24 protein-coding genes are annotated in these 21,163 nt (G+C 63.9%); 13 read left to right on the top strand and 11 right to left on the bottom strand.

Annotation, left to right across the window (positions count from 1 at the left end):
- Positions 1-259: 259 nt before the first annotated feature.
- Genes FBY10_RS28065 through FBY10_RS28055 form a run of 3 tightly spaced genes read right to left on the bottom strand, consistent with a single transcriptional unit; the run spans position 260 to position 1,842 of the window.
- On the bottom strand, positions 260-466 hold the full coding sequence (locus FBY10_RS28065) for a cytochrome C oxidase subunit IV family protein (RefSeq protein ID WP_306100955.1): 207 nt from the start codon (positions 464-466) through the stop codon (positions 260-262).
- A gap of 43 nt (positions 467-509) precedes the next feature.
- Positions 510-1,082, bottom strand: coding sequence for a cytochrome c oxidase subunit 3 (locus FBY10_RS28060; protein ID WP_131699946.1), 573 nt, complete (start codon positions 1,080-1,082; stop codon positions 510-512).
- Positions 1,066-1,842, bottom strand: a complete 777-nt coding sequence (locus FBY10_RS28055; RefSeq protein WP_131699945.1) for a CbbQ/NirQ/NorQ/GpvN family protein — start codon at positions 1,840-1,842, stop codon at positions 1,066-1,068. The genes FBY10_RS28060 and FBY10_RS28055 overlap by 17 nt, the downstream gene beginning before the upstream one ends.
- A 300-nt stretch (positions 1,843-2,142) precedes the next feature.
- Between FBY10_RS28055 and FBY10_RS28050 the strand changes: the two genes are divergently transcribed.
- From FBY10_RS28050 to FBY10_RS28000, 11 genes are read left to right on the top strand one after another with little or no spacing between them, the layout of a single operon-like run.
- Entirely contained in the window at positions 2,143-3,711 is a 1,569-nt protein-coding gene (locus FBY10_RS28050) for a cytochrome D1 domain-containing protein (protein WP_256663602.1), read from the top strand.
- Positions 3,712-3,735: 24 nt separating this feature from the next.
- Positions 3,736-4,050 carry a c-type cytochrome gene (locus FBY10_RS28045; protein ID WP_145338483.1) on the top strand — a complete coding sequence of 105 codons (315 nt, stop codon included), beginning with the start codon at positions 3,736-3,738 and terminating at the stop codon, positions 4,048-4,050.
- A gap of 16 nt (positions 4,051-4,066) precedes the next feature.
- Positions 4,067-4,384 carry a cytochrome c gene (locus FBY10_RS28040; protein WP_175539109.1) on the top strand — a complete coding sequence of 106 codons (318 nt, stop codon included), beginning with the start codon at positions 4,067-4,069 and terminating at the stop codon, positions 4,382-4,384.
- On the top strand, positions 4,381-5,550 hold the full coding sequence (locus FBY10_RS28035; RefSeq protein WP_145338482.1) for a cytochrome D1 domain-containing protein: 1,170 nt from the start codon (positions 4,381-4,383) through the stop codon (positions 5,548-5,550). Before FBY10_RS28040 ends, FBY10_RS28035 begins: the two co-directional genes overlap by 4 nt.
- Position 5,551: 1 nt before the next feature.
- Complete coding sequence (locus tag FBY10_RS28030) at positions 5,552-6,010, top strand: Lrp/AsnC family transcriptional regulator (RefSeq protein WP_145338481.1); 459 nt, start codon at positions 5,552-5,554, stop codon at positions 6,008-6,010.
- A complete protein-coding gene (locus FBY10_RS28025; RefSeq protein ID WP_145338480.1) occupies positions 6,007-6,522 on the top strand; it encodes an Lrp/AsnC family transcriptional regulator in 516 nt (171 codons plus the stop codon). The genes FBY10_RS28030 and FBY10_RS28025 overlap by 4 nt, the downstream gene beginning before the upstream one ends.
- On the top strand, positions 6,515-6,958 hold the full coding sequence (locus FBY10_RS28020; protein ID WP_131699939.1) for an Lrp/AsnC family transcriptional regulator: 444 nt from the start codon (positions 6,515-6,517) through the stop codon (positions 6,956-6,958). The genes FBY10_RS28025 and FBY10_RS28020 overlap by 8 nt, the downstream gene beginning before the upstream one ends.
- Positions 6,933-7,442, top strand: a complete 510-nt coding sequence (locus FBY10_RS28015) for an Lrp/AsnC family transcriptional regulator (protein ID WP_131699938.1) — start codon at positions 6,933-6,935, stop codon at positions 7,440-7,442. Before FBY10_RS28020 ends, FBY10_RS28015 begins: the two co-directional genes overlap by 26 nt.
- A gap of 3 nt (positions 7,443-7,445) precedes the next feature.
- Entirely contained in the window at positions 7,446-8,627 is a 1,182-nt protein-coding gene (gene nirJ, locus FBY10_RS28010) for a heme d1 biosynthesis radical SAM protein NirJ (RefSeq protein WP_145338479.1), read from the top strand.
- Between the two features lie 44 nt (positions 8,628-8,671).
- The gene (gene cobA / locus FBY10_RS28005; RefSeq protein ID WP_145338478.1) at positions 8,672-9,511 is read left to right on the top strand and encodes a uroporphyrinogen-III C-methyltransferase; all 840 of its coding nucleotides are present in this window, start codon (positions 8,672-8,674) and stop codon (positions 9,509-9,511) included.
- On the top strand, positions 9,508-10,962 hold the full coding sequence (locus FBY10_RS28000; RefSeq protein ID WP_145338477.1) for a cytochrome D1 domain-containing protein: 1,455 nt from the start codon (positions 9,508-9,510) through the stop codon (positions 10,960-10,962). Before cobA ends, FBY10_RS28000 begins: the two co-directional genes overlap by 4 nt.
- A 335-nt stretch (positions 10,963-11,297) precedes the next feature.
- Here FBY10_RS28000 and hemN read toward each other — a convergent pair whose 3' ends face one another.
- From hemN to FBY10_RS27970, 6 genes are all read right to left on the bottom strand, one after another.
- Positions 11,298-12,683 carry an oxygen-independent coproporphyrinogen III oxidase gene (hemN, locus tag FBY10_RS27995; protein ID WP_145338476.1) on the bottom strand — a complete coding sequence of 462 codons (1,386 nt, stop codon included), beginning with the start codon at positions 12,681-12,683 and terminating at the stop codon, positions 11,298-11,300.
- Positions 12,670-13,989 carry a coproporphyrinogen III oxidase gene (locus FBY10_RS27990; RefSeq protein ID WP_131699933.1) on the bottom strand — a complete coding sequence of 440 codons (1,320 nt, stop codon included), beginning with the start codon at positions 13,987-13,989 and terminating at the stop codon, positions 12,670-12,672. The genes hemN and FBY10_RS27990 overlap by 14 nt, the downstream gene beginning before the upstream one ends.
- A 77-nt stretch (positions 13,990-14,066) precedes the next feature.
- Complete coding sequence (locus FBY10_RS27985; protein WP_131699932.1) at positions 14,067-14,510, bottom strand: hypothetical protein; 444 nt, start codon at positions 14,508-14,510, stop codon at positions 14,067-14,069.
- 95 nt (positions 14,511-14,605) lie between these two features.
- A complete protein-coding gene (locus FBY10_RS27980) occupies positions 14,606-15,922 on the bottom strand; it encodes an OprD family outer membrane porin (protein ID WP_145338475.1) in 1,317 nt (438 codons plus the stop codon).
- Between the two features lie 181 nt (positions 15,923-16,103).
- Positions 16,104-16,649, bottom strand: a complete 546-nt coding sequence (locus FBY10_RS27975) for a putative natural product biosynthesis protein (protein ID WP_145338474.1) — start codon at positions 16,647-16,649, stop codon at positions 16,104-16,106.
- A 62-nt stretch (positions 16,650-16,711) separates the two neighbouring features.
- Positions 16,712-17,095, bottom strand: coding sequence for a DUF2946 domain-containing protein (locus FBY10_RS27970; RefSeq protein WP_145338473.1), 384 nt, complete (start codon positions 17,093-17,095; stop codon positions 16,712-16,714).
- Positions 17,096-17,276: 181 nt separating this feature from the next.
- Here FBY10_RS27970 and FBY10_RS27965 point away from each other — a divergent pair, with 181 nt between their 5' ends.
- Together FBY10_RS27965 and FBY10_RS27960 are read left to right on the top strand one after the other, a co-directional pair.
- Entirely contained in the window at positions 17,277-17,882 is a 606-nt protein-coding gene (locus FBY10_RS27965) for an SCO family protein (protein ID WP_131699929.1), read from the top strand.
- The gene (locus tag FBY10_RS27960; RefSeq protein ID WP_131699928.1) at positions 17,882-18,349 is read left to right on the top strand and encodes a copper chaperone PCu(A)C; all 468 of its coding nucleotides are present in this window, start codon (positions 17,882-17,884) and stop codon (positions 18,347-18,349) included. The genes FBY10_RS27965 and FBY10_RS27960 overlap by 1 nt, the downstream gene beginning before the upstream one ends.
- Before the next feature lie 5 nt (positions 18,350-18,354).
- Here FBY10_RS27960 and FBY10_RS27955 read toward each other — a convergent pair whose 3' ends face one another.
- Complete coding sequence (locus tag FBY10_RS27955; RefSeq protein ID WP_145338472.1) at positions 18,355-19,299, bottom strand: FecR domain-containing protein; 945 nt, start codon at positions 19,297-19,299, stop codon at positions 18,355-18,357.
- The gene (locus FBY10_RS27950) at positions 19,268-21,157 is read right to left on the bottom strand and encodes a filamentous hemagglutinin N-terminal domain-containing protein (protein WP_256663601.1); all 1,890 of its coding nucleotides are present in this window, start codon (positions 21,155-21,157) and stop codon (positions 19,268-19,270) included. Before FBY10_RS27950 ends, FBY10_RS27955 begins: the two co-directional genes overlap by 32 nt.
- Between the last annotated feature and the right edge of the window lie 6 nt (positions 21,158-21,163).

The raw sequence follows: 21,163 nt of genomic DNA, 5'->3' as shown, positions 1-21,163 counted from the left end.
GCTTGGACGAGGTATGACCCGCGTCCAGGCCTCAAATGTGTAAACGATGTCCCCGGTTTCAGATGTAAACGATGTCTACGGTTCTACACCCCGATGAGGGAGTGTCAGTTGATGGATTTGGTACTGACCCACTGCAATCGGGGGCAAGCCCCCTCCCACATTTACCGAGTACACCAGACCCAACTCCGGTCGGTTCTAAGGCCGCCGCGGCTTGGCTTTTGATCTGGAGTGAGGGCATACCGAGCCTCGTAAGCAGCCGCTACGCAAATAACGGATATGTACTCAGTAAAGCGACCACAACCACCCCCCACCCCAGCATCAAAAATCTCCACAACCATGGCCCACGCCGCAACGCCATAAACCCATCCACAATCACCCACCCCTTGACCACCGCCAGCAACAACACCCCCCACCACAACCCGGATGCCCCCGTCAGCACAGTGCCAACGCTCAGCACCACCAACATCAGCCAACACAGGATCAGCGTCTGGGAACCCGTCATACACACCTCAGCGAATCACATAGACCAGCGGAAACAGCACCACCCACACCAGATCCACCATGTGCCAATACAGCACCCCGGATTCCAACCCGCTCAAGCCCGGCACCCGGTAAGCCCGCTGCCAACAGCGCAACGCCAGCCACCCCAGAATCACCATCCCCAGCAGCACATGCAGGAAATGAAACCCCGTGAGTATCCAGTACAAGGTGAAAAACGTGCTGTGCTCCAGGCCCAGTCCGGCAGCGCCCATGTGGGCGTACTCGGTGAGTTTGATCGCCACATACACCAGCGCCACCAACAATGCCCCCATCAACAAGCAAGCGCCCCGACGCGAATGCCCCAAACGCACCTGCTGCACAGCCAACGCTGCCAACAAGCCTGCGGTCAGCAGGCTCAAGGTCATCGCCAACCCCTTCGAGGTATCCAGCTGTGCGCGCCCGGCGGCAAACAGCTCGGGCTTGAGCACCTGGGTCACGGCAAATGCCAGGATCAGGATCGCAAACACCGACAGTTCAGCGAGGATGAAGAACCACATTGCCAGGTCGCCTGGCAGGCGGCGCGGTTCAGGCAAAGTGCACATCCACCACGTCCATCAGCGCGGCGACGGTCTGCGGGTCGTCGCTCAAGGGTTCGGCCAGACAAGCCAGGCAGGCTTCGCGCGGGCTCATGCCGGCGCCGATCAAACGGGCGGTGAAGATCAGCAGTCGCGTCGAAGCCACCTCCTCTAGGTCATGCTGATCAAGCCGACGCAACGCCTGGCCCAGGCGCACGATCTGGGCGGCCAGCGCTGAATCCACACCGGCCTCACGGGCAACGATCCGCTCCTCGTCGGCCACCGGCGGGTAACCAAAACGCATCGCTACAAAGCGCTGGCGCGTGCTGGGTTTCATGCCCTTGAGCAGGTTCTGGTAGCCGGGGTTGTACGACACCACCAGCATGAACGACGTTGGCGCCTTGAGCACTTCGCCGGTGCGTTCCAGGAACAGTTCGCGGCGTTCATCGGCAATCGGGTGCAGCACCACGGCGGTGTCCTGGCGCGCTTCGACGACTTCGTCGAGGTAGCAGATCCCGCCTTCGCGCACGGCGCGGGTCAGTGGGCCGTCCTGCCACCAGGTGCCGTCGGTGCCGATCAGGTGGCGGCCGAGCAAGTCGGCGGCGCTGAGGTCGTCGTGGCAGGCCACGGTGTACAGCGGCAGGTTCAGGCGGTGCGCCATGTGTTGCACGAAGCGCGTCTTGCCACAGCCCGTGGGGCCTTTGATCAGCACCGGCAGGTGGTGGCGCCAGGCGTGTTCGAACAGCTGCTGTTCGTTGTCCTGCGGTTGGTAGAAGGGCTCGGTCATTACGCGTACTCGCAACGGGTTCGGCCCCCACGCTAAGGGTCCCTGCGACAACCTGGCAAGCAAGCGCAACGGCAAACTTGATCGCCGTCAAGCGAGCATTGCGTCGCTGCAACATAGTCTTGCCTGGCACTAAGAACCTGCGCTCTACCCAGCCTTCGCCGGGCATCGCAAAGGTCTTGCCTGAGGAGATATGGAATGCTGACTCGCAACAGAAAACCCTGGGTCCTGAGTCTTGCCAGCCTGAGCTGCGCCCTGGCCCTCGCATTGCCCATCAACGCCCATGGCGACGCGCCGGCCGGGATGGTGAAAAGCCCCGGCGCGCCGGACATCAGCCAGGCTGAGTTCGACGCCTCCAAGCAGATTTACTTCGAACGCTGCGCTGGCTGCCACGGTGTGTTGCGCAAAGGCGCCACCGGCAAGCCGCTGACACCGGACATCACCCAGGCCCGTGGCCAAGCTTATCTGGAAGCGCTGATCACCTACGGCTCCCCGGCCGGCATGCCCAACTGGGGCACGTCCAACGCGCTGACCAAGGCGCAGATCACCAGCATGGCCACCTTCATCCAGCAAACCGCGCCCACCCCGCCGGAATGGGGCATGGCCGAAACCCTCAAGACCTGGAAAGTGCTGGTCAAGCCCGAAGACCGGCCGAAAAAACAACTGAACACGCTCAACCTGCAAAACCTGTTCTCGGTCACCCTGCGCGACGACGGCAAGATCGCCCTGGTGGACGGCGACACCAAGCAGATCATCAAGCTGATCGACACCGGTTACGCCGTGCATATCTCGCGTATCTCCGCCTCGGGCCGCTACCTGCTGGTGATCGGCCGCGATGCCAAGATCGACATGATCGACCTGTGGCCCCTGGAGCCGACCAAAGTCGCCGAGATCAAGGTGGGCATCGAGGCCCGCTCGGTGGAGACTTCGAAGTTCAAGGGCTATGAAGACAAGTACGCGATTGCCGGTTCCTACTGGCCGCCGCAGTTCACCATCATGGATGGCGAAACCCTGGAACCCAGGCAGATTGTGTCCACGCGGGGCATGACCGTCGATAAGCAGGAATACCACCCCGAACCCCGCGTGGCGGCAATCATCGCCTCCCACGAGTGGCCGGAGTTCATCGTCAATATCAAGGAAACCGGCAAGGTGATGCTGGTCAATTACCAGGACATCAAGAACCTCACCATCACCACCATCGACGCCGCGCCGTTCCTGCATGACGGCGGCTGGGACAGCACCCACCGCTACTTCATGACTGCCGCGAACAACTCCAACAAGGTCGCGGTGATCGACTCCAAGGAGCGCAAGCTCACCGCGTTGGTAGAGGTCGGCAAGACCCCGCACCCTGGCCGTGGCGCCAACTTCAATCACCCAAAATATGGGCCGGTATGGGCCACCAGCCACCTGGGCGACGGCGGTATTTCGGTGATCGGCACCGACCCGGTCAAGCACCCGCAATACGCCTGGAAACAGGTGGAATCCCTCAAGGGCCAGGGCGGCGGTTCGCTGTTTATCAAGACCCACCCCAACTCCCATCACCTGTACGTCGACACCACCCTCAACCCCGACGCCAAGCTCAGCCAGTCGGTGGCGGTGTTCGACATCAACCAGCTGGACAAGGGCTACACCGTGCTGCCGATTGCCGAGTATTCGGGCATCAAGCAAGGCGCGCTGCGGGTGGTGCAACCGGAATACAACAAGGCCGGTGACGAGGTGTGGTTCTCGGTGTGGAACGGCCAGACCGAAGAGTCGGCGCTGGTGGTGATCGATGACAAGACCTTGAAGCTCAAGCAAGTGATCCGCGACAAGCGCCTGATCACGCCGACTGGGAAATTCAACGTCTACAACACCCAACACGACATTTATTGAGCCCCATCAACACGAGGTCACCGAATGAAAAATATTCTCCTCGCACTGCTGGCTTCCGCCGCTGCGCTCAGCCTGCAACCGGTGTTGGCACAAGACGGTCCTGGGTTGTTCAACAGCAAACCCTGTGTGGGCTGCCACATGATTGACGGCAAACTGGTGGGGCCGGCCTTGAAGGACGTCGCGGCCAAGAATGCCGGTGTGAAGGACGCCGCCACCACCCTGGCCGGCCATATCAAGAACGGTACCCAGGGCAACTGGGGGCCGGTCCCGATGCCGCCGAACCAGGTCACCGATGATGAAGCCAAGGTGTTGGCCGATTGGGTCCTGACCTTGAAATAAGCGCAAGGAGCACGCCATGCAAGCATCGATGATCGGTACGGCCATGGCGCTGCTCCTGCTGATTCCCGCGCGGGCAGCGGCCACCCCGGACGCTGCCCGTCTTGAACACCTGTTGACCCAGGATTGCGGGGCCTGTCATGGCCTGCACCTCACCGGCGGCCTGGGCCCGGCGCTCACACCGCAAGCCCTCGCCGACCACAGCCGCGACAGCCTGATCGCCACCGTGACCTACGGCCGCCCTGCCCGCGCCATGCCGGGTTGGGGCCCGCTGCTCAGTGCCGGCGATATTGCCTGGCTGGTCGACCGCCTTTTGCAAGGAAGCCCCCCACCATGATGCGACCCACCTTGTTATCCCTGTGCCTGTTGCTGGGCGCCTGCGCCCAACCCGCGTTGCGCGGCAGCGGCGACCTGGGCCTGGTGATCGAACGCGCCAGCGGCAGCGTGCAGATTATCGAGAGCACCGGCATGACCGAACTGGCCCGTATCGAGGGGCTGGGCGACCTGTCCCACGCCTCGGCGGTGTTTTCCCGCGACCAGCGCTATGCCTATGTGTTTGCCCGCGATGGCGGGCTGACCAAGATCGACCTGCTGCGCCAACGCATCGAGCGGCGCATCGTCCAGGGCGGCAACAGCATCGGCGGCGCCATCAGCCAGGATGGGCGCTTGATCGCCGTGTCCAATTACGTGCCGGGCGGGGTCAAGGTGTTCGATGCCGAGAGCCTGACCCTCATCGCCGACATCCCCGCGACCGCAATGGCCGATGGCAAACGCTCGCGGGTGGTCGGCCTGGTGGATGCGCCTGGGCAGCGCTTCGTGTTCAGCCTGTTCGACACCGGCGAGATCTGGAGCGCCGACTTCAGCCACGGCAACCCGCCGCGCATCACCCGCTTCAAGGACGTCGGCGAGCAACCCTACGACGCGCTGATCACCGCCGACGGCCGCTACTACATGGCCGGGCTGTTCGGTGAAGACGGCATGGCCCAGCTCGACCTGTGGCACCCGGAGCGCGGCGTGGTGCGCGTGCTCAAGGACTATGGGCGCGGCCAGGCCAAGCTGCCCGTGTACAAGATGCCCCACCTGGAAGGCTGGGCCGTCGCCGACGACCAGGCGTTCGTGCCGGCGGTGGGACGCCACCAGGTGCTGGTGATGGACGCACGCACCTGGCGGCAGACGGCGGCGATCCCGGTAGCCGGGCAGCCGATTTTCGTCACTGCACGCCCCGACGGGCGCCAGCTGTGGGTCAACTTCGCCTACCCGGACAACGACCGGGTGCAGGTGCTCGACACCGAAACCCATCAGGTGGTCGCCGACCTGCGCCCCGGCCCCGGTGTGTTGCACATGGAATTCACCGGGCGCGGCGAGCAACTGTGGCTGTCGGTGCGCGACGGCGAACAGTTGCAAGTGTGGGACCCGTACCACCTGACCCTAATGAAAACCTTGCCGGCCCAGAGTCCCAGCGGGATTTTCTTCAGCCTGCGCGCGCAAAAGATGGGGTATTGAAATGGATCTTGATTCGCTCAGCCAGCAATTGATTGAACGCTTCCAGCACGGCATGCCGCTGTGCGCCGAGCCCTACCGCGAAATGGCCCAGGTGCTGGGTTGCAGCACGGCCGAGGTAATGGCCTGCCTGCAACGCCTGGAACTGGCCGGCGCGTTGTCGCGCATCGGCCCGGTGTTCGAACACACCCGCGCCGGCGCCAGCACCCTGGCCGCCCTGGCGGTGCCGATCGAGCGCCTGGAACAGGTGGCCGCGCGGGTCAGCCAGTACCCGGAGGTTAATCACAACTATGCCCGCGAGCATCATTACAACCTGTGGTTCGTGCTCACCGGGCCTCACCGCCAGCACCTGCAGCAGGTCCTCGACGAGCTGGAGAAAGACACCGGCCTCACTCCGCTGGACCTGCCGATGCTCACCGCCTATCGCATCGACCTTGGATTTCCCCTCGGAGAGCGGCCGTGATCGCGCCACTGAACCACGAGCAGATGCTCGATCTGCGCCAGTGCCTGGAGCGCGGTTTGCCCATCGTCGTGCGGCCCTACGACGAGCTCGCCGAGCAGATCGGCGCCCACCACGATCAGGTGCTGCAACAGATGCAGCAATGGCACGACCAGGGTCTGTTCCGCCGCGTGGGCCTGGTGCTCAATCACCGCGCCCTGGGCTATGTGGCCAACGCCATGCTGGTGCTGGATGTGCCGGACGCGCTGGTTGATGAGGTCGGTGCGCGCCTGGGCCGCGCGCCCGGCGTGAACCTGTGTTACCAGCGCCCGCGGCGCCTGCCGCAGTGGCGCTACAACCTGTTCTGCATGGTCCACGGCCGTGAGCGCGCGGTGGTCGAGGCGCAGATCCAGGCGTTGCTGGAACAGCATCTGCTCAGCGACCTGCCCCACCAGCTGCTGTTCAGCACCCGCGCCTTCAAGCAATGCGGCGGGCGTTTCGCGCCGCCACCGTCGCAGGTATGGGCCCATGGATGAGCTGGATCGACAATTGATCAACCGCCTGCAACACGGCCTGCCGCTGGTGCGCCAGCCCTGGCAACAGGTGGCCGAGGAACTGCACAGCCATCCGAGTGAACTGCTCGACCGCTTGTATGCCCTGCTCGAAGACGGCGTGCTTACGCGCTTCGGCCCGATGTTCGACATCGAGCGTCTCGGCGGCGCCTTCACCCTGGCCGCGCTGGCTGTACCGGAGGCGCAGTTTGACGCGGTCGCCGAGCAGCTCAATGCCCTGCCCCAGGTGGCCCACAACTACCGCCGCGAACACCGCTGGAACATGTGGTTCGTGCTGGCCTGCGCCACCGCGCAGGAGCTGGCCGATACCCTGTCGCGCATCGAGGCCCTGACCGGGTTGGCGGTGCTCAATCTGCCGAAGGAGCACACCTACCATGTCGGTCTGTATTTCCCGGTCTGACAACACCCTGGCCCTGCACTTGGTCGCCCTCACCCAAAGCGGCCTGCCGCTGGTGGAGGACCCTTGGGCCTGGCTCGCCGAGCAGTTGGGCATCAGCGTCGAATCGACCCTCGACCTGCTCAAGCGCCTGCAGGCCGAAGGCGCGATCCGGCGTATCGCCGCCGTACCCAACCACTACCGCCTGGGCTATCGGCATAACGGCATGACCGTGTGGGACGTGGCCGATGTGCACATGCCGCGCCTGGGAGAACTGCTCGGTGCCCAGCCGTTTGTCAGCCATTGCTACCGTCGCCCACGGCGCCCGGACTGGCCCTACAACCTGTTCGCCATGGTGCACGGCCGCAGCCGCGAAGAAATCGACAGCTACCGCGAGCACCTGCGTTTCCTGCTGGGGGATGCCTGCCGCGCCGACGAGATGCTGGTGAGCAGCCGCATCCTGAAAAAGACCGGCCTGCGCCTGACGCCGGCGCACTCAAAGGAATAGCCCATGCTGCGAATCAGTCAGTACCTGCGCACCCTCGCCGGTCAATGCCCGCCGCCGCGCACCTCGCCCCCTGGCAGTGAGCGGCCGCCGGTGGTGATCTGGAACCTGCTGCGGCGCTGCAACCTCACCTGCAAACACTGCTACGCCACCAGTGCCGACAGCGTGTTTCGCGATGAACTCGACACCCCGGCAGCGCTGCGGGTGATCGACGATTTGCACGACGCTGGGGTTCGCGTGTTGATCCTCTCCGGGGGCGAGCCGCTGCTGCGCGAAGACCTCTTCGAGCTCAGCGCCTATGCCCGCGATAAAGGTTTTTTCGTCGCACTGTCGACTAACGGCACGCTGATCGATGAGCACAACATCCAACAGATCGCCGACGCGCGCTTCGACTACGTGGGTATCAGCATCGACGGCCTGGAAGCGACCCACGATGCCTTTCGCCAACTGCACGGCAGTTTCCAGCGCTCCATGCACGCCATCCGCCTGTGCCGCGAGGCCGGGATTCGCGTGGGCCTGCGCACCACCCTGACCCAGGACAACCATGGGCAGTTACCGCAACTGCTGACGCTGATGCGCACCTTTGACGTGCAGAAGTTCTACCTGTCGCACCTCAACTACAGCGGGCGCGGCAAGCGCAGCCGCCAACTGGATGCGCACCGGCAGATGAGCCGCGAAGCCATGGCACTGATTTTCCAGCAGGCCTGGCGCGATATTCAAAACGGCGTGGACAGCGACTTCGTCAGCGGCAACAACGACGCCGACGCCGTGCTGTTGCTGCAATGGGTGCACCAGCACCTGCCCGAACATTACCCGCAGCTTGAGCACCTGCTGCATGCCTGGGGCGGCAATGCCTCGGGCAGCGGCATCGCCAACATCGACAACACCGGCGAGGTGCACCCGGACACCTATTGGTGGCAGCAGTCGGTGGGCAATGTGCGCAACACCACCTTCCGCCAGCTCTGGCTGGAGCAGCCCGACCCGTTGCTGCTGCGCCTGCGCGAACACCCGCGCCGCCTCGGCGGGCGGTGCGCCGAGTGCCGCTGGCTGCCGATCTGCAATGGCAATACGCGCACCCGCGCCTGGGCCGATGGCGACCTCTGGGGCCCGGACCCCGGTTGCTACTTCAGCGACGCCGAGATCGCCTGCCAGCCGCCCACCCTGAACCCTTGCTCGACCACCCGGTGACACAACCGGGGGCCGCCTACCTGATGATGAACCAAGGACGTCGCATGCACATTTCAACTGCCCACTCTTCCACTGGCCTGCCGGCCAGTTTGCACAGTCCCTTGCACCCCGGCGAAGTCGCGTTGGTGGGCGCCGGCCCCGGTGACCCGCGCCTGTTAACCCTGCGCGCCTGGAGCCTGCTGATGCAGGCCGACGCGGTGGTGTTCGACCGGCTGATCAGCGCCGAATTGCTCGCGCTGATCCCACTGACCTGCGCCCGCCATTACGTGGGCAAGGCCAGCGGCTGTCATAGCCTGCCCCAGGATGAACTCAACGAACTGCTCGCCGAGCTGGCCGACGAGGGCCAACGGGTGGTGCGCCTCAAGGGCGGCGACCCGTTTATCTTCGGGCGCGGCGCCGAGGAACTGGAGTACCTGCTCGCGCGCGGTATCCCGTGCCAGGTGGTGCCGGGCATCACCGCGGCCTCCGGCTGCAGCGCCTATGCCGGTATCCCGCTGACCCATCGCGACCTAGTCAATTCGTGCCGTTTCGTCACCGGCCACCTGCAGCGCGACGGCGCCTTGAAACTGCCATGGGCCAGCCTGGCCGAGCCGAGCCAGACGCTGGTGTTCTACATGGGCCTGTCGAACCTGGCGCTGATCGCCGAACATCTGGTGGCGGCCGGCTTGCCCGGGGATACACCGGCCGCCCTGATCAGCAATGGTGCGCGCGCCGACCAGCACGTCGCCCGCGGCACCCTGCGCCAGTTGCCCACAATGGCCGCCGACTGCGAACCCGGCGTGCCGACGCTGACGGTGATCGGCCACGTCGTCAGCCTGTTCGCCGGCGCCGCCCTGCACTTCCCGGCCAGCCTGGCACCGGCCCGTGAAGCAGTGGCGGTATGAAACGCCTGCTGCTGGTGCCGCTGCTCTGGGCGACGGCCGCGCACGGTACGCCAGCGCAGGATTACCGCCAGTATTGCGAAAGCTGCCATGGGCTTAATCGCATCGGAGCCACCGGCCCGGCGCTGCTCCCGGAAAGCCTGGGGCGGATCAAGCCGGAAGAAGTGCGCAAGGTCATCGAACACGGCCGGCCCGCCAGCCAGATGGCCGCGTTCGCACCGCAACTGAGTGCCGCGCAGATGGATGGGCTGGCTGAGTTTCTGCAACAGCCGCCGGATTCACCGGCGACGTGGAGCGAGCATGACATCCGCAACAGCCACAGCGTGCTGGCGGACCTGCGCCAATTGCCGAGCACGCCACAGCATCACGCCGACCCGCTCAACCTGTTTGTGGTGGTGGAATCCGGCGACCATCACATGGATATTCTCGACGGCGACACCTTTGCCGTGCTGGACCGTTTCCCCACTCACTTCGCGGTGCACGGCGGGCCAAAATTCTCCCCGGACGGACGCTTTGTGTACTTCGCCTCGCGGGACGGCTGGATCAGCCAATACGACCTGCACAACCTCAAGCTGATCGCCGAGATCCGCGTAGGCCTCAACACCCGCAACCTGGCGGTGAGCAAGGATGGCCGCTGGGTGCTGGCGGGCAATTACCTGCCGGGCAACCTGGTGCTGCTGGATGCGCGCGACCTGTCGCTGGTCAAGACCCTGGACACCGGCTCACGGGTCAGTGCGGTGTACACCGCGCCACCGCGCAACAGCTATATCGTCGCGCTCAAGGATGTGAACGAGGTCTGGGAATTGTCCTATGCAGACGCCCGCCCCAGTTTCGAGCCCCGGCGTATACAGGCCCAGGACGTGCTCGACGACTTCTCGTTCTCGCCCGATTACCGGCAACTGATCGCCACCTCACGCAAGGCCGGCGGCGGCCAGGTGATCGACCTGGACAGCGGCCGCGTGGTCACCGACATCCCGCTCTCCGGCATGCCGCACCTGGGCTCGGGGACGTACTGGCAACGCAACGGGCAATGGGTGTTTGCCACGCCGAATATCAGCAAGGGGCAAATCTCGGTGATCGACCTCAAGACCTGGAGCCTGATCAAACAGATCCCCACCCTCGGGCCGGGCTTTTTCATGCGCAGCCATGTGAACTCGCGCTATGTGTGGAGCGACGTGTTTTTTGGGCCGGACAATGATGCGATTCACCTGATCGACAAGCAGACCCTTGAGATCGCCCACACTCTGAGGCCGGTGCCGGGCAAGACGGCGGCCCATGTGGAATTCACCCGGGACGGGCGGTATGTGTTGCTGAGCATCTGGGCCACGGAGGGGGCGTTGATTGTGTATGACAGCCAGACGCTCGAAGAGGTGAAGCGCATTCCCATGAATAAGCCGTCGGGCAAGTACAACGTGGGCAATAAGGTTGAGTTTGCGGAAGGGACGTCGCATTGAACACTGGTGACAGGCTGGAAGCAGCCAGCTCGTAGAGCGCATGGGCACCGCTGATCCCCTGTGGGAGATGTCGAGCTTTAGCGAGGCTTCGATGGCGGTGGCACAGTTGATAGAGGTGCTGGCTGACATAACGCTATCGGGAGCAAGCCCCCTCCCACATTTGAGCTCGGTTGGCAGGTGGGAAGTTGCCCGGCTGTAGATCTCGTGGGCACCGCTGGTCACCTGTGGGAGATGTCGAGCTTTAGCGAGGCTTCGATGGCGGCGGTACAGTTGATAGAGATATTGGCTGACATACCGCTATCGGGGGCAAGCCCCTCCCACATTTAGCCTGTGTATCAGACGGTGCGGGAGAAATGGCCTTTGTGTGCGCCGCCCAGGTAAGCGTCGAAGGCCATGGCCACGCTGCGTACCATCAGTTGACCTTTGGGCAGCAGTTGCAGCGCGTCGTCCTGGACCAGCAACAGCCCGTCCGCCACTTGCTCGTCCAACTGCGTCAACGCTTGGGCAAAATAGTCGTTGAAACGAATGCCGTGGGCCGCTTCGACCTGGGCGACATCGACGCGGCCGTCGCACATCAGGCCATTGATCACCTCGCGACGCAGTACGTCGTCGGGGTTGAGCCGGTAACCGCGTTGCACCGGCAGCATGCCCGCATCGATGCGCGCATAGTACTGGGACAGCTCCTTGACGCTCTGGCTGTAGCTGTCGCCGACCTTGCCGATGGCCGACACGCCCAGGCCAATCAGGTCGCAATCGGCATGGGTGGAGTAACCCTGAAAGTTGCGTTGCAGGCTGCCATTGACGCGGGCCAGTGCCAGTTCATCGTCGGGCAGGGCGAAATGGTCCATGCCGATGTAGACATACCCGGCCTCGGTAAGACGGCGGATGGTCAGTTCCAGCAGTTCCAGCTTGCGTGCCGGGGGTGGCATGTCTTCGGGGCGGATCATGCGCTGGGCGCGGATCTGGCTTGGCAGGTGCGCGTAGCTGTAGGCGGCCACGCGGTCGGGGCGCAGGGCAATCAGCTTGCTCAGGGTCACGTCGAAGCTGGCCACGGTTTGCAGGGGCAGGCCGTAGATCAGGTCGACACTCACCGATTTGAAGCGGGCCTCGCGGGCCGCCGCCACCAGTTGCAGGATCTGCGCTTCGCTTTGCACGCGATTCACGGCGGCCTGGACGTCGGGGTCGAAGTCCTGCACGCCGAAGCTCAGCCGATTAAAGCCCAGCCGGCGCAGGGTGTTGATGCGTTCGACGCTGATGGTGCGCGGGTCGACCTCGATGGAGAACTCATGGGCGTCGCTGTCATCCAGGCTGAAGTTGTCCGCCAGGCAGGCCATCAGTTCGGCCAGTTGCGCATCGTCAAGATACGTCGGTGTGCCGCCGCCCAGGTGCAATTGGGTCAGGCGTCGCGAGCGCTCGAACAGCGCGCCCTGCATCTGGATCTCGCGCTTGAGGTATGCCACATACTCGACGGCGCGATGGGTCTTGCGGGTGATGATCTTGTGGCAGCCGCAGTAGTAGCAAAGGCTCTGGCAGAACGGAATGTGGATGTACACCGACAACGCCTTGGGCGCGGCGAGTTGGTGACTGGCGCGCACGGCCTGGTGATAGTCGTCCAGGGCAAACGCGCTGTTGAACTGCGGCGCGGTCGGGTATGAGGTGTAGCGCGGCCCCGGGCGGTCGTATTTGTGCACCAGGGCACGGTCGAATTCAAACGCCGTCATGGTCGATCACCTCGTCGTTGGCGCTGACGGGCGTGGCGAGCGCCGCCCGTTCGAACAATGCGCAGATGGCATCCACCTGGGGCAGGCCCGCGGGCAGCAGCCAGATAAACGTAGGCGACAACTCGAGCAGCCCGTCGCGGTGCAAGGCCTCCAGCAGCGGCCAGAGGTTGGCGAAATAACGCCTGAATACCAGGCCGTAACGCCGCTCCACCGCCTGGATATTCAGTTCCAGGTCACAGGCCAGGCGTTCGGCGACATGCAGGCGCACCGGGTCGGCCGCCTCGCGAAACCAGCCTCGGCACGTGGCCGGTTGACCACTGGCCAACTGCTCACGGTAGTGCGGCAGGACCGCCGTGTTCTGCGCGCACAATGTGTCGATCTGGCTGATGGCGCCCAGGCCAAAGCCGATGTGGTCGCAATAACCGTGCAGGGTAAAGCCTTCGCAGTTACGGCTGAGGCGACCGCGCTCCTGGGCCTGTTTGAGGTCATCATCGGCGCGGGCGAACTGCCCCAGGCCGATGTAGTGATACCCCGCGGCGGCCAGGTGTTCAAAGCCGCTGCGGCGCATCGCGCTCTTATCCGCAGCGCTGCAAAACGCCTGGGGTTGCCGGCCCTGGTAGCGCACCGGTGGCTGGGCGTAATCGAACAGTTGCAGGCGGTCGGGCTCCAGGGCAATCAGGCTGGCCAGTTTCAGCTCGAAACTGGCCGGCGTCTGCCAGGCATGGCCGTAGCCGAGGTCGATGTTCACCGAGCGAAAGCCGAAGGTACGCGCCGCATCCACCAGCGACTCGATGGGCGCCGGGTCCTGGTACCGCGCCTGGCACAGCGGGTCATCGCGGCGGGCGTCCGGCACGCCGATGCTGGCGTGGTTGAACCCCTGTTCGCGCAGCAGGCCCAGGGTCGCCCAGTCCATGTGCCAGGGGTCGAGGTCGATACGGTAGTCGCCACGGTCGTGGTCGAAAAAGTTGAAGCGGCTGTGCAGGTGTTCCAGCAACGTGCGCACCTGCTCGATCGTCGGTGTGGTGCCGCGCAGGTGAAAGTGTTCGACCGGTTGGCGCGGGCCGAGCTGGCAGCCGATCAACTGGATTTCCTGGGCGAGACTGTGCAAGTAGTCGGAGCCGCAGTCAGGCGTCGGCCAATGCAGGTTCAACGCCAAGGGCCGCTGACGCTGGCGGCTGTCGCGCAGAGCACGCAGCAGGTCGAGGGAACCGACGCCGGCATGGAAGCGGCGCGTGTCCGTCTGGCAGGCCAGGTCCAACACGCCCTGATCCTGACGAAAGCGGGTGGGATGAAGATGGGTGCGCATGACGGACTCCGGAGCGGGCGGCGGTGGTCCATTATCCGGTGCGACCGTGCCGGGCACCTTGATGTGCATCAAGGTCGTTACCAGCTCAGGTAAAACATGCCCTTGGCCAGCAGCACAATGGCGACCATGTGCGCGAACAGGCTCAGGTGAATGAAACGGCTGTAGCGAGCGCTGACCTTGCCCCAGCGCATCCGCGCCATGGTGACCAGAAAGTGCAGCAGCACACTGCCGGCCAGGATCAACTTGAGGCCCAGCAACGTGCCGAACGAGGACGCCAACGGTGCCGACAACGCCGGCAGGTAACGCAGCCAGACCATGCCGAGCCCGGCGCCGAACAGCACCAGTAACACCCACGGCATCAGCACCCGGGCCCGCCGGGCGACGCCCTGCTCCACCAGCACCATCACCCGAATCGGCAAGTGCTGGTGCAGGTGCCCCAGGATCAGTACTTCGAAGAACACCGTGCCGATAAAAATCAACGCGGCGAACAGATGGGCCAATAACAACAGGAGGTAGAGCATGGGAGCCTCGCAGAGGGACCGGCCGGCGGGAGTCCAGTGTGCGGGCTGGCGCACGGGGCGGCCTTGATGCCGATCAAGCGTTGCTCCTGCCTGGCTTACAGCAACGGCAGGCTGTAGCTGACGATCAGCCGCGTCTCATCCTTGTCGGCGGTGTCATTGCCGCGCAGCACGGCGCTGCGCCAAGTCAGGCCCAGGCCCTTGAACGTGCCCGTGGGGATCACGTAGTCGACACGCAAATCGCGCTCCCACTCGCTGTTGTCGCGGCGCGCCGCACGGATGTTGCTGCCGTGGATATAGGTCACGCTCGACTTCAGGCCCGGAATGCCCAGGCCGGTAAAGTCATAGGTGTAGTTACCCACCGTGGCCTGTTCGCCGGCGTTGACGAACTTCAGCGACTGGGCATTGGTGATCAGGTACAGCGAACGACCCTGGCCCTGGTTGATGTGGGGGAAGTCACTTTCGCCGGTGGTTTTCTGATACCCCAGGCCCACGGAATGCCCGTACACGCCATAGGTCAACATCGCGCTCCACAGGCGGTTGTCGACCTTGCCCGAGTTGACGCCGGGCGCGTAATACCCGGAACTCACATAGCCTTCACCGCGCCCGGCGGCGCTGCCGTTCTTGCCGTCGGCGGTGCTGTAGAAGTAACGCAGATCGGTCTTGAGCTGCCCCACCGGCAACTGCCAGTTGTGCACCAGGCCGACAAAATGTTGTTGGTAGAAATTCTCCAGGGTCGCGTAGTAGTACTGCACTTGCAGTTGCTTGCTGACGGCGTAATCCACCCCGCCGTAGTAGAACTGATTGCTGAACGTGCCCTTGGCCGGGTCGTTGGCACCGGCGATCGACATGCCCTGGCCGTTGCTGGAGTTACGGTCGAGCACCTGCTCCATTTTGCCGGCGATCAGGTTGAAGTCCTTGAGGTCCTTGGAGTCGACCTGATAGCCACGGAACGTCTGCGGCAACAAGCGGCCGTCTTCGGACATCAGCACCGGCATCTTCGGCACCAAGGTGCCGACCTTGAGCTGGGTTTGTGAGATGCGCACCTTGCCGGTGGCGCCGGTCTTGCTGAAGTCATTGGCAGCCTTGCCATCGGACAACGGGAAGACGCTGCCGGGGGTGTTGTCTTCACCGGCCTTGCCGGCGCGCCCAGAGGCGTCCAGGCGCAGGCCATACAGCGCTTGCAGGTCCAGGCCGAAGCCCACCAGGCCATCGGTGAAACCGGACTGGTAGTTGAACATGAAGGCCTGGCCCCACTCCTTGTCCGACGGCGCCCTGGTGTTACGGGTGTCCTGGTTGTAATAGAAATTGCGCAGGTCGAGGGTGGCTTTGCTGTCATCGATAAAACCCGATGCAGCCGCCTGCTGCGCGGCGCCGAGGGAGACGGCGAGCGCCAGGCACGTGGTGTGTTTCATGAAGGCTCCGTGAAGTGATTGAGGCGACCCCGTTACAGCCCAACCCTGTTGTTTGTCGGTCGGGTGGTGCTGCATTCAACGGGTGCGCGCACGGTATAGCCTTGGGCCTTGGGGAAACAGCCGCTGAAACCGTCAATCACTTTTGCGGTTTACGTAACAATCCCGATCCACTGTGCAGCGCTCAAGGCACCGGCAACCAGCCCTGGAATACCCCTGAGGAGGCGAGCGGACACCAGGCAAAATCCCATTCCGTGGCAGGGAGTGCCTGTTGTTCGGCGGCGAGAATGCGCGTGCTCTTCCAATCGAACACCGTCAAGCCTTGCCAGGCCAGGACCACCCCCTGGGCCTGGCTGTCATCCGTACTGATCCAACGCGCCGCCGCGGCGGCCATGAAGGTTTCGATGGGTTCTTCATCAATCCGCCCGCGATACGGCGACGCCAGCAGCCAACGGCACACGTTCAGGTGCCAGGTCCAGTCCTGGGCCGGCTGGTTGCGATAGGCCCAGGTCATGAAGCTGCGAAACAGGTTCAGGCCTTCGGGCGGGTCGAGCTTGAGCAGCGTCGGACAGATATCGAACACGGTGTGCCAATACGGCAACAGACGTGCATCCAGGTGCACAAAACAGCGGGCATTGCTGGGGTAGTCCGGCCGCGCCGGTTCCACGCGCGGGCGACGGGACGCCTGGCTGACCAGGCGGCTGGCGCCTGCAGGCAAGTGATGGTTCATAAAGCGCACTCACAGTCGTGACGATAGAACGCCCCCTGGTCACAGGAGGCCCAAGGCACACGTCAGAATGCGGGAGAGGCGCGGGGGTTGGCCGAGGGCCAGGAATAACGCGGCGGCGCCTTGTTGCGCCGCTCATGGGCCGGGCGTGGGGTTTGCCCCAGGCCCAGCAACCAGGCCAGGCCGATCAGGAACACCAGCGCGACGGTCACCGCGTTGCACACCGGGCAGGCAAAGTAGTTCGAGATGTTACTGGAAGACGGCGCGCCCAGCCCTTTGTCGGAAAGTGGCGCCTGTTTGCCGTCCACCGCGCAGAACGCGCCACCGATCCCATTGAGCTGTTGGCCCATCATCTGGCCATGGCCCAAACCGCACACGAACAGGTTCATCAGCACGCAGAAGTACAGGGTCCAGACGATCAGGGAACGGTCGGGGTGGCTCAATTTCATGGCGGCGACTCTACCACCAGCGCCGCAAAAGGATGAAATTCGGTGTGCCCCTGTGGCAGAACGTCGCAGATTACGCGGGCTGGCCAGGGTTGGTAGACTTGGCGCCCTCCTCGTTTACTCCTATTCAAAGCCTGCCGAGTTGATTTCGCGCAATGCGGGCGTTTCACAGGATGCACCGTTGATGAGTACGTTATTCACCCGCCGCAAGGTCCTGACCGGCATGGGCCTGTTGGGTCTGGGCCTGCTGGCCGGTTGTGACAACAGCCCCAGATTGAACTTCAAGTACGGCAAGGACTTGAGCGACAAGATCATGGGCCGCACCTTCAAGCTCAAGAACACCGAGGGCGACACCGTCACCCTCAGTTCCTACCGTGGCCTGATGCCGGTGGTGTTCTTCGGTTTCACCCAGTGCCCGGCCGTGTGCCCGACCACGCTGGCCCGCGCCGCCCAGGCCAAGAAGCTGATGGGCCGTGACGGCGAGATCATGCAGGTGATCTTTATCACCCTGGACCCGGAACGCGACACGCCGGAGATTCTCGACAAGTACGTCAAGGCCTTCGACCCCAGCTTTGAAGCGCTGTACGGCACCCCGGAAGAAATCGCCGTGGCCGCCAAGGAGTTCGGGATCTTTTATGAAAAGATCCCCGCCGGCGACACCTACACCCTGTCCCACACGGCCACCAGTTTTGTCTTCGACACTCGTGGCAACCTGCGCCTGGGTTTGCAGGCATCCCTTACCGCTAAAGAGTGCGCAGAAGACCTGCTCACCGTCATGGAGGTCTGCTAATGACTGCCGTTCAATACCTCAAGCGCTTCACCTTTGGCCTGGCCCTGCTGGGCCTCGCCGCCCACGCCAGTGCCCAGGTGCAAGTGACCGACGCCTGGGTGCGCGCCTCGGTGCCGGGCCAACCGTCCAGCGGCGCGTTCATGACCGTGACCGCCGACAGCGACAGCAAGCTGCTCAGCGTGGCCTCACCGGTGGCCAAGGACGTCCAGATCCATGAGATGAGCATGAAGGACGACGTGATGCGCATGGGCCCGGTGGACTCGGTGGCCCTGCCGGCGGGCAAGGCGGTCAAGCTTGACCCGGACGGTTACCACGTGATGCTGATGGGCCTGACCGGTCAGATCAAGGAAGGCGACCAGGTGCCGCTGACCCTGACGGTGCAGGACGCCAAGGGCGAGAAGCAGACCGTTGAGGTCCAGGCCAAGGCGCGTGGGCTGGACGGCATGGACCATAGCAAGATGCATTGATGGGCTCAGCGCACCTCGCAATCAACGGTACCCGCTCGGCTGGCGCTGGCCGGAGAGCCCGGCGGCCCAAAAGATTGGTTGAATACGGTCGGTGGGACGAACGAAATGCCGGGGTTCTTCGGCACCGCCACAGGAGGTGTGGTGAAGCTCGGCGTGAATCCGAACTGGCCGGCTTTGACATCCAGCGTGCCGCCCCTGTTAGTTAAGTAGATCTGCCCGTCGAGAACCTGCACGTATAAACCTGGCACCTGCATTGGCAGCGAGGGCAGACTGGACGGAGCGGGCACAAACGTCACCGCAAGCGAAGCCCTGCCTTGCGCCGCCCATGACTCCGCCGAAGCCAGGACATTGGCCAGGCGATAGACATAGCGCGCCGAAACCGCAGCGACAAAGGCCGTGTAAGAGGTATCAGCCTGCCCGGCCGATGACGCCAACCCTGCCGCCAGGCTGTTCAGCCGGGACGAAGCACGCGTAGCCAAGACTGCCGCCGGCTGGTAAAACACCACCACGCTGGCCGATTGCAGGCCGATCCGGCCGCCGGGCGTGATCAACGTCGAGCGATCCTGGCTGCGCTTGCCCAGCAACCCGCCATCGGAGCGCAACCCGCCCTGTTTCAGGGTGAACACTGCGGCATCAGCGCCAGGCGTATTCACGTCGTAGGCAAACGCGTCCACGCTGAGCACGGTCCCCGGTTGCAAGGTCAACAGGCTGTCGTCGCCCAGGCGCACTTGCGCGTAGCCCTTACCCTGGGTCGACAAGGTATCGCCGACTTCCACCAGCGACTGCTCGCCCAGCACGCGCATGCTGCCGTCGAGTTTCTTGACGAACAACGGCCCGCTCAGATGAATCACGGTACCGGCCACGGGGGCGGCCTGAACCCAGGTCGCTGCACTCAGCAGTGTCAGCAACAGCAATGCGTTAATTGCAGTACTGCTTTTTAACAGGTTCATGTGTAGTGCCCTGGTCAGTGGAGAGTTCTATCTTGTCTTCCTGCGTTTTAGCCGGTGTTGAAATGCCCGGCTTTTTTCCACCGGAAATACCGGAGGAGGTAGTGTCCATGACTGAGGAGAACGACACGTTCACGGTCTTAATTAACTGATTCATTGCTGTTTGCACCGGCTTGTTCGGCTCACTCGCCGTCGGCGGCGACAGCACCTGGCACAACGCTGAGTTCGGCGCCAACGTACACATATCTGAGCGGGGCGGCACTGCGACAGGCACCGGATTCTCGACCGGCGGCCGGTCGACGTCAGTGATCGTCAAGCGACCGCCAGCAGTTGGCTGCCCCTCGGTAAACACCCTCCCTCTGCCGCTGGCCGTACCCGCACCGTCATGGTTGGCGGCCAGGGTGATATCGCCGCTGAACTGGATCAGCGAATTGACATGGATGTCATTGCCCGCCTGGGCCGTAAGGCCGACACCGGTGTTGGTGTTGTTGACGCCCGTGTAGAACGTGATGTCGTGGGTGGCTTGCAACAACACATTGGAGGTCGCGTTGGACAGCAGGTCGGCATCGATTTCACTGTCTGTTCCCGGCGCATTGGCGAAAGCCGACACATCCCCCAGGGACGCCGAAGGGCCGGACAGGAACGAGGTGACCCGGATATTCGCCGGGTCCAACTGCCAGAAGCCCGCTGTGCCGTTGGCCGCGCGCGTGTCGACCCGTGCACCCGCCACATCGAGGAAATGCCCGGACGTCTCGACCAGGCCGCCCTTGCCCGAGGCCGCCCCGCCGCGGGCCGACAGCGTGCCGTAGACGCGCGCGGTGTCAGTGCCCCACACGATGATCTTGCCGCCGTCGCCACTGGCCAGGGCGTCGGCGGAAATTCGCGCCTCCTGGCTCACGTAACTTTGTTTGGCATTCAGGACGGCCGGGTTCTTGCCCTGGTAGTCACCGCCAATCAGCACCCGGCCACCGCCGCGTTGGCCGCTGGCATCAATGCGCGCATTGCCCATTACGCCGACCTGCTCGCCCAGCACCTGGATGTCGCCGCCGCAATCAACGCCCGTGGCGGTGGTGCTGCTACCGGCTTCGAGCAAGGTGGTGCGGCTGGACTTGAGCATCACCTTGCCGTTGGCGCCGACCACGGCACTGTTGGCGTTCAGCGTGCCGCGCTGGTTGACCAGCGCGCCGTAGATACCAATGTTGCCGCCCTGGGCGATCACGGTGCCCAGGTTCAGCGCCTGGTCCTGTTCCGCCGACACCACCACGTGCATGCCCGGATTAGTGGAGTCCACCAACTGCACCGAGTGCCCCGCCGCCAGCACGGTTTCGCCCTGGGGCGTGGTGATGATGCCGGTGTTGTTCACGTCCGGCGCGATCAGGTACACCTGGCCCCCCGACGGCGTGGTAATCGCGCCCTGGTTGCTGACCTGGCCAGCCGGCCCGTCAGCGGAGAAACGTCGGTTGCCCGAGAGGAAGTCCGCGTTGGAAATCGCCAGGCTCGAAGCCACCAGGCCGCCGACATTGATCTGCGCACCGGCACCAAACACGATGCCGTTGGGGTTGATCAGGAACACCCGCCCGTTGGACTGCAAGGTGCCGAGGATCACGCTGGGGTCCTGGCCGGTGATGCGGTTGAGCACGCTGCTGTTGCTGCTCTGTTGCAGAAAACGCACCAGCTCGCCCTGGGCGATGGAAAAGCTCGACCAGTTGATGATTGCATTGGGGCTGTTGGTGACGCTCAGGGTGTTGCCATCCTGGGTGAATGTCACCTGGCCGTTGACGATCACCGGGTTGACCGGGGCCGCCGCCGCGCTGGTTGCCATCACCAGAGAGAGCGCCATCAAGGTAGGTTTGAATGTCATGGCACC

Origin of the sequence: Pseudomonas sp. SJZ103, assembly GCF_007828335.1 — a bacterium.
Classification (GTDB): domain Bacteria; phylum Pseudomonadota; class Gammaproteobacteria; order Pseudomonadales; family Pseudomonadaceae; genus Aquipseudomonas.
Note: the sequence above shows the minus strand (reverse complement) of the source record. Positions and strands in the feature narration are given on the sequence as shown.